Raw genomic sequence first — 16,878 nt, 5'->3', positions numbered from 1 at the left:
TCGGAGCCTCATTCAGCCGCCGCGGGTCACCGAGGGAAGAAACATATAGCCTTCCGAGCGAACGGTCCTGATAATCTCGCCGCTCGACCGACCGGAGAGCTTGCGGCGCAAGCGACTGACCTGCGTGTCGATGGCCCGGTCGAAACTGTCGCTTTCGGGACCGCGCGACAGTTCGAGCAGCTGATCGCGATTGAGGACGCGGCGTGGCCGCTCGACAAATACACGGAGCAAAGAGAATTCGCCATCTGACAGGCTGATGACGATTTTCTTCGGATCGTGGAGGATCCGCCGTGCGAGATCGAGCCGCCAGCCGTCGAACAGGAAGGTGGCCTCCTTGCCGGGTCCCGGGTCGCTTCCGCGGCGGCGGCGCAGGACAGCGCGCACGCGTGCCAGCAGCTCGCGCGGCGATGCAGGCTTGGCAACATAGTCGTCGGCCCCGACTTCGAGGCCGATGATGCGGTCGGTCTCGCTGCCAAGCGCGGACACGAAAATGATCGCAACGTCCTGATATGCGGCGAGCCCCCTCGCCAGACTGAGGCCGTCCTCGCCCGGCATCATCACGTCGAGGATGACGAGATCGATCGACTCGCGTTCGAGGATGGCACGCATTGCAGCGCCGCCATCCGCTTCGAATATCTGATACCCATGCGCGCCCAGAAAGGCGCCAACGAGGGACCTCAGACTCGGATCGTCATCGACCACGAGTATCCTCGCCGGATCGGTCGTCATCGCAGGCTCTTCCATTCCCCAATCATAGCGACTTTGGCGGCCGCGCGTTTGTCGGACATGCCATGCGCAGACACAATCTGTCACATAGCGGCAATTGCGGGTGACCTTCGAGGCCTAATTGACGGGGCATGCCAACGAAGCCCCATATCTGCACAGCCGTACTCACGGCCAGTTTTCTGGCTGGTTGCACAGCTGTCGGTCCCGACTATCGCCCGGCTGCGGCTGGCGAGCTCGGTGTTCCCGCCGCCTATCAACAAGCCTCTCCCCTGGCGGCGGGACCCGGGCGAATCGCGGACTGGTGGCGGACCTTCGGCGATGCGGATCTCGACAGGATCGTCGGCCTATCCTTGGCGGGCAATCTCGATCTTGCGCAATCGCTTGCGCGCCTTCGGCAGGCCCGAGAAGCACTTGTGCAGGCCAGAGGCGCACAATTGCCGAGCCTCAGCGCCTCGGCAGGAGCGAGCGAGTTTATTGCCGAGCCGGGGGGAAGCCGCAGCAGCCTGTCACTTGGAAGTTCCGCATCGTGGGAGGCCGACATTTTCGGCGGCCTGCGCCGCACCTCGGAAGCGGCGCGCGCGGACGCCGAGGCGAGCTACTTCGACATGGCCGGCGTTCGCGTCGCTGTGGCTGCGGAAACAGCCAGCAATTACATCATGCTTCGGCAGGCGCAGGAGCAATTGCTTCTTGCTCGCGACACGCTGCGGATCGCCGATGACAATCTCCAAATCGCGCGGTGGCGCGTCCAGGCCGGACTTGTGTCGAGCCTCGACGAGGAACAGGCTCGCGCGTCTCGGGCACAGACTTCGGCGACCATCCCCAGCATCGAGGCGCGCCTGGCCTCCGCGAGCTACCGTCTCGCAATCCTCACCGGCGAGGCGCCCGGAGCGGCCAGCTATCTCATCGAGGAGCCCGGCACCATTCCCCGCGCCCCCGAAGCTCTTGCTGTCGGCATTCCAGCGGACACATTGCGCCAACGTCCCGACGTTCGGTCGGCCGAACGCTCGCTGGCGGCCGCGACGGCGCGGATCGGCGTGGCAGAGGCACGGCTCTATCCGGCGCTTCGTATTGGAGGTGACCTTTCCACGAGCGCAGCGACTCCGGGCGGCCTCTTCGACCTTGTCACCGGAAATTTCTTCGGAACGCTCGGGCAGCTGATATTCGACGGAGGGCGTAGCCGCGCACAGCTGCGTGCGTCGGAGGCGGCCGCGGAAGGGGCCCTTGCGGCGTATCGCAAGGCGGTGCTCGTCGCGATCGAGGATACGGAAAATGGACTCGCGGCGACCGCCGCGGGAAAAGCGCGCGAGCAGGCGTTCGAGGTCGCGCTCAAGGCGGCGTCTAACAGCGCAATTCTCGCGCGCAGCCAATATCGCTCGGGCCTCACCGATTTCAGGACCCTGCTCGATGCCGAACGGGCGCTTCTGGCGGCGCGCGAAGGCTTGCTCGGCGCGCGCGCCGAACGCGCCCAAGCAGCTGTCCAGCTCTATCGTGCACTAGGCGGCGGCTGGAACGCCGCTGTCTCCCTCCCCAATCCGGAAGGATCGTAATGACCAACGACGTGAAAGCGCCTGCTGGCGATGCCGCTCTCGACGAATTTCTGGGCGCGCCTCCGGCGCGTCCCTTTATACGTCGTCCGCGGACGTGGATCGTGGCGGGGCTAGTGCTGGTCATGCTTCTCGTCCTCGCGAAGTGCATGAGCGGGGGCGAGGAGCAGGGGTTTGCGACGACGGCGGTCAAGCGCGGCGGACTTGAAAGTTCGATCACTGCGACGGGTAATCTTCAGCCCACCAACCAGGTCGAGGTCGGTTCGGAGCAATCGGGCCTCGTCGCGGCGGTCTATGTCGACAATAATGACCGCGTGACCAAGGGGCAGCCGCTGGCGCGGCTCGACACGGCTCGCCTCGTCGACACGATCCGGCAGTCCGAGGCGTCGCTTGCCGTCGCCCGGTCGCAGGTCGCAACCGCCGAGGCAACGCAGGGGCAGGCCCGTGCCAACCTTGCGCGGCTAGAAGAGGTGTACAAGCTCTCGGGAGGCAAGGTTCCTTCCGCCACCGAGCTCGATGCGGCCCGGGCGGAATATCGCAGAGCCGCCGCGGCGACCCGATCGGCGGAAGCGCAGGTCGTGCAGCAGCGCGCCGCCCTGTCATCGGCCGAAACGAATCTCAGCCGTGCGACGATCGTTTCGCCCGTGACGGGGGTGGTTCTCTCCCGGTCGGTCGATCCCGGGCAGACAGTTGCCGCCTCGTTTCAGGCGCCCGTCCTCTTCACCATCGCCGAGGACCTGAGCACCATGCGTCTTGAGGTCAAGGTCGACGAAGCGGACGTGGGGCAGGTGCGCGAAGGCCAGGCGGCGCGCTTCACGGTCGACGCCTTCCCGGGCGAGAGCTTCCCTGCGCGCCTCATCCGCGTCGACCTCGGCGCCAACGCATCGGGAGGCTCGGGAAGCGCGACAACAGGCAGCGCCGTGAGCAGCAATCAGGTTGTGGCCTATACGGCGGTGCTCACTGTCGACAATCCGAAGCTCATCCTGCGGCCGGGCATGACGGCAACCGCCCGAATTATTTCGGCTGAGGTGAATAACACTCTCCTCGTTCCCAACGCGGCGCTGCGCTTCTCGCCCGAGCGCGTTCCGACCGCAGCTTCTCAGGGAGGCCTGATGAGCGGCCCTCCGCGACCCGACAGGGATGCCAAGATCGGGCGCGGCAGCCGTCAGTCGGTCTATATTCTGGGTGCCGACGGCAAGCCGAGCCGTGTCGACGTCGTCACCGGGCGCAGCGACGGCAGCTGGACCGCCGTATCGGGAGCAGGCCTCAAACCCGGCATCAAGGTGATCACCGGTCGACTGGCCGACGCCCCATGACGGAAACCATTATCGAACTGCGCAATGTCGAGAAGAGCTTCGGCGCGGGTGCCACGGCGTTCCGCGCACTCAAGGGCATCGATCTCACGATCTCGCGCGGCGAATTTGTCGCGGTCATGGGCGCGTCGGGCTCGGGCAAGTCGACGACGATGAACATTCTGGGTTGCCTCGATGTCCCGACGGCAGGCCATTATCTGTTCAAGGGCGTGCATGTCGAGGCGCTCGACCGCGACCAACGCGCGCTGCTGCGCCGCCGTTATCTCGGCTTTGTCTTCCAGGGCTTCAATCTTCTGGCCCGTACCTCGGCACTTGAGAATGTCGAGCTGCCACTCGTCTATCGCGGCGAGGCAAAGGCGCGCCGCCGCGACGCGGCGATGGCCTCCCTCGCGCAGGTCGGCCTTGCAGACTGGTGGAATCACACGCCGGCGGAGCTTTCGGGCGGGCAGCAGCAGCGCGTCGCGATCGCACGTGCCCTCGTAACTGATCCCGAGGTGCTCCTTGCGGACGAGCCCACCGGTAATCTCGACACCGAACGCTCGGTCGAGATCATGGAATTGCTCACCGAGCTGAATCGCGCGCGCGGTATCACCATCATGATGGTCACCCACGAGGCGGATATGGCTGAATATGCCCGGAAGATCGTGCATTTCCGTGACGGCCTCGTCGAGCGAATCGAAACCGGGGGGCACGCCTGATGTTCGGGACCACGCTTGTCCTGGCGCTTCGCGAAATCAGGCGTCACCTGCTGCGTTCCTTCCTGACCGTTCTGGGCGTGGTGATCGGTGTCGCAGCCGTGGTCACGATGGTAACCCTCGGGACAGGCGCCACGGCCTCGGTCAAGGACCAGATCTCGTCGCTCGGAGCCAATATGCTCACCATTCGACCGGGACAGGGGTTCGGTCGCGGCGGCGGCGGACCCCCACCGCCTAATTTCGAGATGGACGATATAGAGGCGCTCAAGGAGCAGGTGGCGGGCGTCGTCGCGGTATCGCCGCTCGCGCAGCAGTCCGCGCAGGCGGTGCGCAATGCGTCGAACTGGTCGACCACGGTAACCGGCACGACCGGCGACTATTTTGTCGGTCAGCAGTGGAATGCCACCGAAGGCCGCCTCTTTTCCGCCGAAGAGGAAGCGGCGGGGAAGTCGGTCTGCCTGATCGGGACGACGGTGCGCGACAAACTTTTCGCGAACGATGATCCCGTGGGCGAAAATATCCGGCTGCGCGACGTCAGCTGCGCGGTGATCGGTGTTCTGGCGTCCAAGGGGCAGGGCGGCTTTCAGGATCAGAATGACGTGGTGGCGATGCCGATCAAGGCGGTTCAGCGCCGCCTGACCGGAACGAGGACGCTGGGAGCGGTCCAGATCGCCGTCGATGCGCGATATGACCCGGCTTTGGTGCAGGCATCGATTGTCGAACTGCTCCGGGAGCGGCGCAATCTGGCGCCGGGCGAAGAGAATGATTTCAACATCTTCGACACCCGCGAGATCACCGAGGCGATCACGGGCACGACGCGGACAATGACCGCGGTGATGGGCACGATCGCCGGGGTCAGTTTGCTGGTTGGCGGCATCGGCATCATGAACATCATGCTTGTGTCCGTTACCGAGCGAACGCGCGAGATCGGCATACGGCTCGCCATCGGGGCGGTCGGCCGGGAAGTCCTGATGCAGTTTCTGGTCGAAGCCGTGGTGCTGTCGTGTCTGGGCGGCGTGACCGGACTGCTCCTTGCCTTCATCCTCACGCTCGCCGCGACGGCAGCGCTCGACATTCCGTTCATCTTCGATCCGCAGATCAACCTCTTGGCGTTTGCATTCTCCGCCGCGATCGGTGTCATCTTCGGCTATTTTCCGGCACGCCGCGCGGCCGCCCTCAATCCTATCGAAGCACTGCGCCACGAATGACGCCAGGCGCTTGGCGGACGGCGCCCACGTTCGTCAGTCTTTCGAGCGGCCCGCCAGCGATATGGGCTGCTCGTCCAGCCGCGTTGTCGGTACTTCGGCACGCGGGATTGGGGTGTGACACGATCTTCTTTCCGCACTGGTCCCGCTTTCCGATCGCTGCTGCGCTTTCGCATTCTTGCCTTTCGGCATGGACTGTTTGGCAAGTCGAAATAGTTCTTCCGGCTTTCCAGCACCAGCGCACGGACCAACATCGGGTCATGTACCGGATTGGAATATTTTCCGGCGCCAGCGTGACGTCGACACGCTGGCATCAGCGTGAAGCTTCGACCTGGTGCGGGGCAGGGCAAAGACTGGAGGCCGGTCCGGAATGTTCGGCCAACGCGGTGACGGAAGGTTGGAAGCGAGGCAGGATTTGACGTTTTCCGCCAATCCTGGCCAGGGATCAGGTCACCTTCTCTGGCGGCAAGGCATTGGTCGGCTTGCTGCCCCAAAGGGCGTAGAAGAGGATATAGACCTCGCAGGCGACAGTGAGCCAGAAGCTGTTTTGCAGACCATATTGGTCGGCGAGCCAGCCTTGAACGACGACAAGCGCTCCGCCGACGATCGCCGTAACGAGCAGTCCCGATCCTTCCTCTGTGAGCGGACCCAGCCCCTTGATGCCGAGGGCGAAGATCGCGGGGAACATAATGGAATGTCCGAGGCCGACAAGGATGAGCGACCACATGGCAATCCTGCCTTCGAGGGTTGCGGCGCCGATCATCACAATCATCGCGAAGATGGCAAAACAGGCTAGAACCTTGCCGGCAGGAAAGCGGACGAGAAGATAGCTTCCGGCGAATCGCCCGACCATCATACCCGACCAGAGCAGGATGAGGTAATTGGCCGCAGTCGCATGGGTCATATTTCCGATCGAGGGCTGGGCGACGAAATTGATAAACAGATTGGCCACCCCGATTTCGGCGAGAACATAAATGAAGATCGCCGGAATACCGAAGACGAGATTGCGGTGGCTCCAGAGCGAAAGATGGCGCCGTTCCTCGGCGTTCGCGCGCCGGTTGGCCGGATCGAGTTCGGGAAGCTGCGAACGCGCGATGGCAACGGCAAGGACGGCGAGAACGATCGCGACGAGCAGATAGGGCAATTGCGTCGCTGCCGCATCGGCCATTCGCTGCTCCACCGTGAGCGTGTTGCCCTCGAGGCTGGTGCCCGACGTCGTCCGGCTCAAGATGAGATAGCCGCCAAAATAGGGAGCGAAGAAGGTTCCTGCGGAGTTGAACGCCTGGACGAGCGTCAGGCGCGACTCGGAAGTTTCTGCGGGGCCGATAACGGCGACGTACGGATTGGCCGCAACTTGCAGCAGCGCGATTCCCGCCGCGATGACGAATAGGGCGGCGAGCGTCACTTCGAACGAGGGCAATCTTGCCGCCGGGACCATGCAGACGGCACCGACGGCCATGACCACCAGGCCGATGACTATGGCCTTCCTGTATCCAACACGCTCGATCAGAAAGGCCGACGGCATGGCAGCGATGCCGTAAGCGATGAACCAGACCGACTCGATGAGGGTGGTCTGCGTGTAACTGAGGTCGAATACGCTACGCAGGTGCGGAAGCAGCGTGTTGTTGATTACGCTGATGAAACCCCACATGAAAAAAAGCGTCGCGAGCAGCGCCAACGCCTTTCCATAGGGTTTTGCGTCTCGTGCCTGCGTTGCCATCGAACAGTCCCTCTCATCGATCCCGCCACCTCGAGCGGCCCGGCCCTGACTGGATTCGTTCGTCAGGTTACGGTCAGTTGTGACTGCTTTAATGGTGGGATTTGTCAAGCTGAATCGGCTTGAGGGGGCGTCGCGCATTCGCCAGCAGACCTGACTGAAAGCTCTCCGCTTTCCCATCAACAAAATCACGCACGATCCATACAAGCATGCTTGACTGTTTGTGAAAAATAGGGTTGATGAGACTCGCGGTGCGGTACAGCGCCGGGACTGAAGGGAGAGGGCGAGCCATGTCTCGAAATATGTCTTCGCGCGTTGCGCGTGTTTCGCTTATCGCATTGGCGGCATCGGGATTGATGGCCGCACCGGCTTTCGCCCAATCGGAAGCTGACCTGGGCTCGGCGCAGGCCGACGATAATTCGAACGATGCGATCATCATCGTTACCGCGCAGAAGCGCGAGGAGCGCATCCTCGACGTCCCCGTGTCGGTGAACGCGGTTGCCAGCGAACAACTCGATCGCCAGCGCGTCTACAGTCTGGGCGACCTTTCGCGCGCGGTTCCATCAGTGTCGTCGAACGGGGCCATCCGCGGCATCTCGACTGGCGGCGCGGCGCGATCCTCCGCCGGCGCCGTCGCTATCATTCTCGATGGCGTCGACCTCGGGCCGCCGGTGGTGGGCAATTCGCAAATCAGCAATCTCTTCGACGTCGAGCGCATCGAAGTCCTGAGCGGACCTCAGGGTACATTGTTCGGAACGACCGCCTCGGCCGGCGTGATCAATGTGGTCACCAAAGCTCCCAATCCGAACAAGTTCGAAGTGAGCGGCAGAGTCGAAGTCGCCGAATTCGGTTTTCACCGCGAGCAGCTGACGCTCAACCTTCCGCTTGCGAGCAATCTTGCTCTCCGCGTCAGCGGACATAATGACGAAAATCGCGGAATCGTGCGCAACGTCATTACCGGCAACCGCCCCACGAGCTACGACCGGGGCGTGCGCGGCCGCCTGCTTTGGGAGCCGAGCGATAACCTCAGCGTCAACCTCATCGCGGATTATAACCGCGGCGGCGGCAATGGCGAGCGCGACGTCGTCTACGCAATCGCGCCGACGCCCGCCCTTCAGGCGCGGCTTGCTGCGTGCGGGATCACCGCAAGCCTCAACAATCGCGAAAATTGCCCCCGCGGAGTGTCGCCGGTGACGGCGCGTAACGAGAAATATGGCTTCTCGGGCCAGATCGATCTCGGTCTCGGCGATCATACGCTCACCTCGATCACGGCCTATCGCCGGCACCGGCTCGGAGACATGGGTTATAACGGGCCGGGCGGCGATAGCGATTTCCTGTCGGAGAATATCCTCGACACCAATCTTACGGCCGAAGACCTCCAGACCTTCAGCCAGGAAATCCGCCTGACCTCGCCGAGCAACCAGCAGCTCGAATATGTTCTCGGCCTTTATTATTTCGAGAAGAACCAGAAGGATTCGGTGATCCAGGCCGGGCAGCTGGGGGATCTGGGTGCAGTGCTCAGGCTCGTGAACGGACTGCCGCCGACCGCGATTATTGGACGCGTTACGCTTCTCGACATCGATCAGCGGGCCTATGCCGCGTTCGGACAGGCGACGTTCCATGTCACCGATCAGCTTTCGCTTATCGCTGGGGCGCGATACACCGAAGACAAGTTGAGCGACGTGTCGCGGTCGTTGACCCCGACCACCACGCCGACACTTGGAAGTTATGGCTATTCCTTTGTGGTCAATCCATTTCTGCCGGGATCGCCGCCGGCCTTCTTCCTCGCGCCGGTCAACACAGGCATCAAAGTCAACAATTTCTCGTGGAAGCTCGGTGCCCAATATGACTTGGCGCCGGACGTGATGGCCTATTTCACGGCAACGCGCGGTTACAAAGGACCGGCGGTCAACGACCAGGCTTCGCCTCCCATCGCGATTCCAATCGTTCGACCCGAAATCCCGATGGCCTACGAGTTGGGAATCAAGGGCGCCTTTTTCGACAATCGTGTCTTTGCGACGCTCGCGCTGTTCCACAGCAAGGTCAAGGACTTTCAGGCGTTTGTTTATGTGCCGCCTTCGACGACAAGCCCGCAGGGGAGCTTCGCCCAAGGCAATGCTCCCTACGTCAAAACGCGTGGCGTGGATTTCAATATTACCGCGCGTCCGACCGATGAACTCACGCTGGTCGGCGGTGTGCTCTACAACAAGGCGACCTACGCACCGAGTTTCCTGGTGGCCTGTAACCAGAGTCAGACGCCGGGGGCAGGAGACTGTTCGGCAGAAGGGCTCACCTCGCCTGTCTCGCAATTGGCCGGTGTCCCGAAATGGCGCCTGCTGCTGAACGGCGAATATGCCACCGAAGTGACCGACGGTGTGACCGTCTTCTTCCAGGCGGATGCGACCTATGAAAGCAGCCGCTTCGCGGGAACGACACCGGATCCGCTTCTCGATATTCCCGGCGAAACGATCGTCAACGCGCGCGTGGGTTTCCGGGCAACCGATCGCCGGTGGGCGGCGTCGGTTTTCGTGAAGAACCTGACGGACGTCGACCAGTCTCGCCTGACGGGCGATCCGCTTGGCGGTTTCAACGGTGGCGACGGCCAATCCTATTGGCTGGGTCCCGTGCGTGGCATGACTGCGGGCGCAACGGTCGACTTTCGTTTCTAGCTTTTCAATGGTGGCCGGATAGCTCCTCTCGGAGCGATCCTTCCTCTCCTCACGCTTGGGCGGTCCAGCGCATCTGCGATGCGGCGGACCGCCCATTTTTTTGCAGTTTGTCCCGCCGAACCCTGCGGCGGAACACCCGGTTATTGCCATTCTGGACGCAGATCACGCCCGCCCTTCGGCGGGCGAGAGGCAGGAGGATCTGGATTTCATGACGAGTTTCGGGCGAAGAGAGAGGCTCTTCGCAGCTCGTCATGGAGAAACCGCCATGGCAAAAGCTTCAAACAGAATCATCCTGAGCAACTCGCGTGACATCCCTCTCGATCTGCTTGTTCTGTCCCAATCCAATGTCCGGCGCGTAAAGGCCGGAATCTCCACCGAAACCCTGGCGGCGGATATCGCCCGCAGGGGACTCCTCCAGAGCCTCAACGTGCGTCCGATCCTCGATGACGAGGGCCAGGAAACCGGCCGCTACGAGATACCGGCCGGCGGACGTCGCTTTCGTGCGCTCGAACTGCTGGTGAAGCAGAAGCGGCTCGCTAAAAATGCGCCGATCCCCTGCATCATCCGGGCCGCCAATCACGATATTCTCGCCGAGGACGACAGCCTCGCCGAAAATGCGATGCGCGAGGCGCTGCATCCGCTCGATCAGTTCCGCGCGATGGAGGCGATGGCCAGCAAGGGCGAGGACGTCCAGGCAATCGCGGCGAACTTCTTCGTCACACCGGCCGTCGTGCGGCAGCGGCTCAAGCTCGCATCGGTCTCGCCCGTGCTGCACGACGCTTATGCCGAGGACCGGATGTCGCTCGACCAGCTGATGGCGTTCACGGTTTCTGATGATTTCGAACGTCAGGTCCAGGTCTTCGAGCTGCTGAACGAGAGCCACTGTCTCTCGCCAGCCTTCATCCGGCAGAAACTCACCGAAAATGTCGTCCGCGCCGCGGACAAGCGGGCGCGCTTCGTGACCACCGACGCCTATGTCGAAGCCGGCGGCGGGATCGTCCGCGACCTGTTCGAGGCCGATGGCGGCGGCTGGCTCACCGATCCCGCGCTTCTCGATCGCCTCGTCGACGAGAAGCTGAAGGCCGAAGGCGAGGCGCTACTCGCCGAAGGCTGGAAATGGGTGGAGACCTCGGTCGATCTGCCGTGGGACGCGCTTCGCGATCATCGCGAGATCGACCGTGATGAGGTTCCGATGACGGCCGAGGAGGAGGCGCGGATCGCCGAGCTCGAGGCTGAGGGCGAAGAAATCGATCGCGAATGGTCGGAGGCCGAAGAGGTGCCGGACGACATCCATGGGCGCGTCGATGCGATCAATGCCGAATATGCGGCGATCGAGAAGCGGCCGCTGACCTTTGCGCCCGAGGAAATCGCGATCTCTGGCGTGTTCGTGTCGCTGGAGCGTGACGGTTCGATCCGCATCGACCGTGGTTACGTCCGGCCCGAGGATGAGCCTGTCGATGACGAAGAGGCGATGGGCGACGATGCTTCGGGCCCCGACGCCGCGCCGGTCGCGGAAGGGGATGCGGCCGCGTCCGTGCAAACACCCGAGGAAGCCGAAGATGGCGAAGGGGCCGAGGAGCTGAAGCCGCTGCCCGATCGTCTCGTTTCGGATCTGACGGCGTGGCGGACGCTTGCGCTGCAAGATGCCTTCGCGCAGAATCCGGCGACCGCCTATCTCGCACTTCTGCATTCCCTCGTGCTCGGCTGCTTCTACAGCTTCAGCAAGGAAAGCTGCCTCCAAGTCTCGGCGAGCCGGGTCTATTTCAGCAACGCCCCCTCGAACATTCGCGATTGCGCGCCCGCCGAGGCGATCGATGCGCGCGGGGCCGAATGGAAGGAAGGGCTGCCGAAATCGGACAAGGATGTGTGGGATCATCTGCTCGGCATGGGCGACGATGACCGGGCTATGCTTCTCGCGCACTGTGTGTCGGTCGCCGTCAATGCACAGGCCGAGATCGTCCCCAAATATGACAATGGCCGGATCTCGGCGCATGGCGTCGCGCGGCGTGTCGCGCACAGCGACATTCTTGCGCGCGCGGTCGGGCTCGATGTCTATGCCGCCGGCTGGCGCCCGACCGAGGGCGGCTACTTCCGCAGCGTGACCAAGCCGCGGATCATCGCCGACGTTACCGAGGCGCGGGGCGAGAATATTGCCGCCATGATCGACCATCTCAAAAAGGGGGACATGGCCCGCGAAGCGGAACGTCTCCTCGAAGAGACCGACTGGGTTCCCGCCTGCATGCGCACGCCCGGCATCGAAGGCGAAGGTGCGTCCATGGTCGCCAATGACGACGATGCCGGGGAACTGCCCGCCTTCCTCGCGGACGACGCGGAAGGAGGTGACGACGCGGCTGCGATCGCTGCCGAGTGATCTCGCGCCGCTTTACGCGGCGACATGAAGTCTCAACCTCGAAAGCCCGGCCATCGCGCCGGGCTTTCGCTTTTTCGGAGAAGTGAAATGAACATCTTACATCATCAGGCCGCGCATGATCGCCGGCCCGTCGTGCGGGGAGGTCGTCATGGCTGACCGCGTTTCCGTCACCTTCACCCTTGGCGGCCGGATTTCGGCTGCCGACTATGAGGTATTGGTCTCGGTCATCGTCGCCGAAGGTCTGTCGACCGAATGGGACGGCCCGGCCTTCGAAGCGTCCCAACGTACCAAGGGCGAGCCGCTCGAACTTTTTGCCAATGAGGTTGCGTGGGGCAAGGTCGAGGCTCTCGAGAATTTCTGCGCCGACCATGGTGTTGCCTACCACTTCTGGGCCGGCGGCTTCTTCGCAGAATGGAGCGCCGAGCGGATCATTTACCGGGGCGAGGGCGCGCCCGACTCCTTCATTGCCGACGAATCCGATCGGGTCCTGATTGATCGCGGTGAAGTTGAACGGCGCGGGAGCATCGAGGCCGTGCTCGCCTATTTCGATGCCGCCGACTTCACAGTTCCACCGCTTGTCGTCGAAGGCGATCTCGAGGCGCAGGCGGGTGATGCCGGGGAGATGAGCCATGGCTGATTATCGCTCGCCGACAGTCGTTCGGCCCGACATTCCGCGCGCCGCGATGACTTTGCTCGAGCATCGCCTCCTCATCGGCATGTTCAGCTACGAGGGCGAGGAGGACTCGGTATACTTCTTCGCCGAGGACTATGTGAACGACCTCCTCCACCTTCGGGTTTCCGAGGTGCTTTGGCTCATACAGTCCGATCCCAACCCCGATGCGGCCAGCTATGCGAGCAGGGTGGTAAGCGAAGCGTTGGACAAGCTCGATCCGGGCGAAGACGAGCTTGCGCTCGACATGTCGGCCATCGGCTATGAAGACATCTTCCAGGATATTGTGAAGCGCTGCGATGCACTCGAAGATGTGGAAGTCGTGGCCGGATGGACGTGCACCAAGATGCGGCCCGATGGCTTCGGCGGGATGGCGACCTTGATCACGGCGGACGCCATTGAATCGATGTCGACGGCCTCTTTCCTCGACGAAGCGCGCGCGCGGCTCGCGCAAGGATCCGCGTCCGAATCCTGACCACCGTTCGACTGGCTCAACCTGGCCCGGCCCTTGCCCCGGGCCATTTTCATTTGTGGAGGCTGGTATGCCCGAAATTATTGAAACGACGGTCTTTCAGATCGGCGAGCTGTCGGACGAGGCGCGCGAGAAGGCGCGTGAATGGTACCGCCAGGGCGGGTTCGACTATGAATGGTGGGAATTCGTCTATGACGATTTCGAGCGCATCTGCGACATCCTTGGTATCGAACTGCATACGCGGCCTGTCTGCCTCTATGGTGGCGGAACGCGGCGAAAGCCGAGCGTCTGGTTCTCAGGCTTCTGGAGCCAGGGCGACGGCGCCTGCTTCGAGGGCGACTATAGCTACGCGAAGGGCTCGTCCGCCGCGATCCGCGCCTATGCTCCCACAGATGAGGAGCTTCATCGGATCGCCGATGCGCTCGCCGACATCCAATGGCGCAATTTCTTCCAGCTGCGCGCGTGCGTGACGCATCGCGGCCGATACTATCACGAATATTGCATGGGTATCTCGGTCGAGCGCGACAGCCCGGTCTATCAGGAGATGACTGCGACTGCCGAGGACGACGTGACCGAGGCGCTTCGCGATCTTGCACGCTGGCTCTACCGGCGGCTCGAGGAGGAGTTTGACGGTCTGAATTCGGACGAGGCGGTCGACGAAGCGATCGCGGCCAATGAATACAGTTTCACCGCGGAAGGCAGGCGCTTCGGCTGAGAGCAAGAGAGGGGCCGGGAAGGGGGAACGGCCCGGGTCCGAGAGAGAGCGGCGGGCGGTTTGTCCCTTTCCCTCTCTCTCGAGGACTTACCGATGCGAAACATTCTTCCCGAGGCGGCGCCGGGCGCCGCCGCGTCCTCCGGTGCGGCGATCGATCCGAGCGCCGCTCACCGGATCGTCGCCGCTGCCGAGCTCATGCAGCCGCTGCTCGAAGCCGGAGCGCCTTTCGACACCGGCCAGCTCCGCGAGGCGATGGTCGGCGCCTTCGGCGCGGGCGACGCGGAAGGGGCGTGGGACTGGAAGACCGCCTATGATGCGTGCGAGGTGGCGCAGGTGATGCTGCTGCGCCGCTATGGCGGCGCCTTGGCGGTCCGCAGCCGGTCCGACCGGAGCCGCCTCGCCATCTGGCAGCGGCTCGTGAGCCGCATCCCGACGCAGACGCGCCGCTCCGAAGAGGGGCAATCTTTCCAGCAATTCTCGACGCCGTTGCCGCTCGCCTTCGTCGCCGCGCGCGCGGCGTCGCTTTCGGTGGGCGACGTCGTGCTCGAGCCTTCGGCGGGCACGGGGATGCTCGCGATCCATGCCGAGCTTGCCGGGGCCAGGCTCTTGCTCAACGAGTATGCGGACGCACGGGCCGACATCCTCGATCTCGTCTTCCCTTCGGCTGCGGTGACGCGTCACGATGCGGCCTCGATCGACGATCGCCTCGGCGAGGGCGCGGTGCCCGATGTGGTGCTCATGAACCCGCCCTTTTCGGCGGCGGCCCACGTCGACAGGCCGATACGCGATGTTGCGCTCCGCCATGTCGCTTCCGCGCTCGCACGGCTGCGCGACGGCGGCCGCCTTGTGGCGATCGTCGGTGCGAACTGCTCGCCCGAGGCGTCCGCTTTCCGGTCCGGCTTCGAGCGCCTCCAGGAGCAGGGCACTTTGCTCTTCTCGGCCGCCGTTGCGGGCAAAGTCTATGCGAAGCATGGGACCACCACCGCAACGCGCCTGCTGGTCATCGACAAGGTTGCAGCGGAAGATCCGACCTCCTTCGTCGCCAGCCGCGGCGAGGCGCCCGATGCCCGGACGCTGCTGCAGTGGGTCGAAGAGGAGCTTCCGCCGCGCTCGGGGCCGCCGGCGGGCGCACAGCCCATTGTCGTACCGCAGATCTCGTCCTCGCGTGGTGGTGAGCGCCAGCGCGGTGCCGGACGTGGCGACCCGGCGGTCCCGGACATTGGCGGCGCTGTCGATGAACTCGATTATGAACTGGTCGACTGGATGTCGCCAGAGGGCCAGCTCGCCGACAGCATCTATGAGCCCTATGCGCTCCAATCGCTGCGGATCCCGCTCGCCCGTCCACATCCGACCGCGCTCGTCCAGTCGGCGGCGATGGCGTCGGTTGCGCCGCCCAAACCTGCCTATCGCCCGCATCTGCCCTCGCGGCTGATCGCCGAAGGCATATTGTCGGACGCGCAGCTCGAATCCGTCATCTATGCGGGCGAGGCGCATCAGGGGCATCTATCGGGTGCATGGAATGTCGACGACGACTGGGACCGCGTCGGCGCGGCCAGCGACGATGCCGAGGCAGCGGTCCACTTCCGGCGCGGCTGGTTCCTTGGTGACGGCACGGGTGCGGGCAAGGGCCGGCAGGTCGCCGGGATCATTCTCGACAATTGGTTGAAGGGTCGGCGCCGCGCGCTCTGGATTTCGAAGTCGGACAAATTGCTCGAGGACGCGCAGCGCGACTGGTCGGCGCTCGGACAGGAGAAACTGCTCGTCACGCCGCTCTCGCGCTTCAAGCAGGGCACGCGGGTCAAGCTCGGCGAAGGCATCCTCTTCACCACCTATGCGACGCTTCGGTCGCAGGGGCGCGAGGGCAAGTCGAGCCGGATCGAGCAGATCGTCGAATGGCTTGGCCGCGATTTCGACGGCGTCATCGTCTTCGACGAAGCGCATGCGATGGCGAATGCTGCGGGCGGCAAGGGCGAGCGCGGCGACCAGAAGCCCTCGCAGCAGGGGCGCGCGGGGCTGCGCCTGCAGCACGCGCTCCCCGACGCGCGCATCGTCTATGTGTCGGCGACCGGCGCGACGACGGTGCAGAAACTCGCCTATGCGCAAAGGCTCGGCCTGTGGGGCGGCACCGATTTCCCGTTCGCGACACGCTCCGAATTCGTCGCAGCGATCGAGGAGGGCGGCGTTGCTGCAATGGAGGTGCTCGCGCGCGACCTGAAGGCGCTCGGCCTTTATGCTGCGCGGTCGCTGTCGTTCGACGGCGTCGAATATGAGCTGCTCGAACATGCGCTGACCGAGGAGCAACGCCGCATCTACGACAGCTATGCCGGCGCCTTCCAGGTCATTCACAACAATCTCGATGCCGCGATGGAGGCTGCCGGCGTGACCAGCAGCGAGCATGGCACGCTCAACGCGCAGGCGAAGTCGGCGGCGCGGTCGGCGTTCGAGAGCACCAAGCAGCGCTTCTTCAACCATCTCATCACCGCGATGCAGACCCCGAGCGTCGTCGCGAGCATCAAGCGCGATCTCGAAGAAGGCCATGCCGCGGTCGTCCAGATCGTCTCGACGGGCGAGGCTCTTCAGGAACGGCGGCTCGCCGAGATCCCCGCGGAGGAGTTCGACGATGTCTCGCTCGACATCACCCCGCGCGAACTGGTGTAATGTTGAGCTCAACATTACACATATTCTTTGCAGTCGCAGTTTATGTCGAGCGTGGCGGCAGGAGGCGCAGGTTTCCTTCGGTTTTCCATGATTTCACTCCAGATAATATATGAGGATCAGGGG

At 63.6% G+C, this 16,878-nt stretch carries 12 protein-coding genes; 10 read left to right on the top strand and 2 right to left on the bottom strand.

What is annotated here, in order from left to right; genetic code table 11:
• Positions 1-12 precede the first annotated feature (12 nt).
• Positions 13-729: a response regulator gene (locus AC2S9W_RS15115; RefSeq protein ID WP_486571209.1), complete on the bottom strand. Its 717-nt coding sequence runs from the start codon at positions 727-729 to the stop codon at positions 13-15.
• A gap of 128 nt (positions 730-857) precedes the next feature.
• Between AC2S9W_RS15115 and AC2S9W_RS15110 the strand changes: the two genes are divergently transcribed.
• Genes AC2S9W_RS15110 through AC2S9W_RS15095 form a run of 4 tightly spaced genes read left to right on the top strand, consistent with a single transcriptional unit; the run spans position 858 to position 5,486 of the window.
• Complete coding sequence (locus AC2S9W_RS15110; protein WP_486571208.1) at positions 858-2,273, top strand: efflux transporter outer membrane subunit; 1,416 nt, start codon at positions 858-860, stop codon at positions 2,271-2,273.
• On the top strand, positions 2,273-3,586 hold the full coding sequence (locus AC2S9W_RS15105; protein WP_486571207.1) for an efflux RND transporter periplasmic adaptor subunit: 1,314 nt from the start codon (positions 2,273-2,275) through the stop codon (positions 3,584-3,586). Before AC2S9W_RS15110 ends, AC2S9W_RS15105 begins: the two co-directional genes overlap by 1 nt.
• Positions 3,583-4,281, top strand: a complete 699-nt coding sequence (locus AC2S9W_RS15100; protein ID WP_486571206.1) for an ABC transporter ATP-binding protein — start codon at positions 3,583-3,585, stop codon at positions 4,279-4,281. Before AC2S9W_RS15105 ends, AC2S9W_RS15100 begins: the two co-directional genes overlap by 4 nt.
• Positions 4,281-5,486 (top strand): ABC transporter permease, encoded by a 1,206-nt coding sequence (locus AC2S9W_RS15095; RefSeq protein WP_486571205.1) that lies wholly within the window; start codon positions 4,281-4,283, stop codon positions 5,484-5,486. Before AC2S9W_RS15100 ends, AC2S9W_RS15095 begins: the two co-directional genes overlap by 1 nt.
• Positions 5,487-5,928: 442 nt before the next feature.
• On the opposite strand, the gene AC2S9W_RS15090 is transcribed toward AC2S9W_RS15095, so the two are convergent.
• A complete protein-coding gene (locus AC2S9W_RS15090) occupies positions 5,929-7,203 on the bottom strand; it encodes a sugar MFS transporter (RefSeq protein WP_486571204.1) in 1,275 nt (424 codons plus the stop codon).
• A gap of 353 nt (positions 7,204-7,556) precedes the next feature.
• Here AC2S9W_RS15090 and AC2S9W_RS15085 point away from each other — a divergent pair, with 353 nt between their 5' ends.
• From AC2S9W_RS15085 to AC2S9W_RS15060, 6 genes are all read left to right on the top strand, one after another.
• The gene (locus AC2S9W_RS15085) at positions 7,557-9,869 is read left to right on the top strand and encodes a TonB-dependent receptor (RefSeq protein ID WP_486571203.1); all 2,313 of its coding nucleotides are present in this window, start codon (positions 7,557-7,559) and stop codon (positions 9,867-9,869) included.
• 265 nt (positions 9,870-10,134) lie between these two features.
• Entirely contained in the window at positions 10,135-12,240 is a 2,106-nt protein-coding gene (locus tag AC2S9W_RS15080; RefSeq protein WP_486571202.1) for a ParB/RepB/Spo0J family partition protein, read from the top strand.
• Between the two features lie 148 nt (positions 12,241-12,388).
• On the top strand, positions 12,389-12,877 hold the full coding sequence (locus tag AC2S9W_RS15075) for a hypothetical protein (protein WP_486571201.1): 489 nt from the start codon (positions 12,389-12,391) through the stop codon (positions 12,875-12,877).
• Positions 12,870-13,385, top strand: coding sequence for a hypothetical protein (locus AC2S9W_RS15070; RefSeq protein WP_486571200.1), 516 nt, complete (start codon positions 12,870-12,872; stop codon positions 13,383-13,385). Before AC2S9W_RS15075 ends, AC2S9W_RS15070 begins: the two co-directional genes overlap by 8 nt.
• Before the next feature lie 67 nt (positions 13,386-13,452).
• Entirely contained in the window at positions 13,453-14,097 is a 645-nt protein-coding gene (locus tag AC2S9W_RS15065) for an antitoxin of toxin-antitoxin stability system (RefSeq protein WP_486571199.1), read from the top strand.
• Between the two features lie 93 nt (positions 14,098-14,190).
• Complete coding sequence (locus AC2S9W_RS15060; protein WP_486571198.1) at positions 14,191-16,755, top strand: strawberry notch-like NTP hydrolase domain-containing protein; 2,565 nt, start codon at positions 14,191-14,193, stop codon at positions 16,753-16,755.
• The last annotated feature ends 123 nt before the right edge of the window (positions 16,756-16,878 follow it).

This window comes from Sphingopyxis sp. 550B, assembly GCF_057401805.1.
The sequence above is the reverse complement of the archived record's forward strand: the minus strand, read 5'-3'. Positions and strand labels throughout refer to the sequence as shown.

Excerpts from the sequence above, each read along its gene's own strand:
- AC2S9W_RS15060 (WP_486571198.1), top strand. The coding sequence starts at position 14,191 with ATGCGAAACATTCTTCCCGAGGCGGCGCCGGGCGCCGCCGCGTCCTCC.
- AC2S9W_RS15100 (WP_486571206.1), top strand. The coding sequence starts at position 3,583 with ATGACGGAAACCATTATCGAACTGCGCAATGTCGAGAAGAGCTTCGGC.
- AC2S9W_RS15080 (WP_486571202.1), top strand. The coding sequence starts at position 10,135 with ATGGCAAAAGCTTCAAACAGAATCATCCTGAGCAACTCGCGTGACATC.
- AC2S9W_RS15090 (WP_486571204.1), bottom strand. The coding sequence starts at position 7,203 with ATGGCAACGCAGGCACGAGACGCAAAACCCTATGGAAAGGCGTTGGCG.
- AC2S9W_RS15105 (WP_486571207.1), top strand. The coding sequence starts at position 2,273 with ATGACCAACGACGTGAAAGCGCCTGCTGGCGATGCCGCTCTCGACGAA.
- AC2S9W_RS15115 (WP_486571209.1), bottom strand. The coding sequence starts at position 729 with ATGACGACCGATCCGGCGAGGATACTCGTGGTCGATGACGATCCGAGT.
- AC2S9W_RS15110 (WP_486571208.1), top strand. The coding sequence starts at position 858 with ATGCCAACGAAGCCCCATATCTGCACAGCCGTACTCACGGCCAGTTTT.
- AC2S9W_RS15070 (WP_486571200.1), top strand. The coding sequence starts at position 12,870 with ATGGCTGATTATCGCTCGCCGACAGTCGTTCGGCCCGACATTCCGCGC.
- AC2S9W_RS15075 (WP_486571201.1), top strand. The coding sequence starts at position 12,389 with ATGGCTGACCGCGTTTCCGTCACCTTCACCCTTGGCGGCCGGATTTCG.
- AC2S9W_RS15095 (WP_486571205.1), top strand. The coding sequence starts at position 4,281 with ATGTTCGGGACCACGCTTGTCCTGGCGCTTCGCGAAATCAGGCGTCAC.
- AC2S9W_RS15085 (WP_486571203.1), top strand. The coding sequence starts at position 7,557 with ATGGCCGCACCGGCTTTCGCCCAATCGGAAGCTGACCTGGGCTCGGCG.
- AC2S9W_RS15065 (WP_486571199.1), top strand. The coding sequence starts at position 13,453 with ATGCCCGAAATTATTGAAACGACGGTCTTTCAGATCGGCGAGCTGTCG.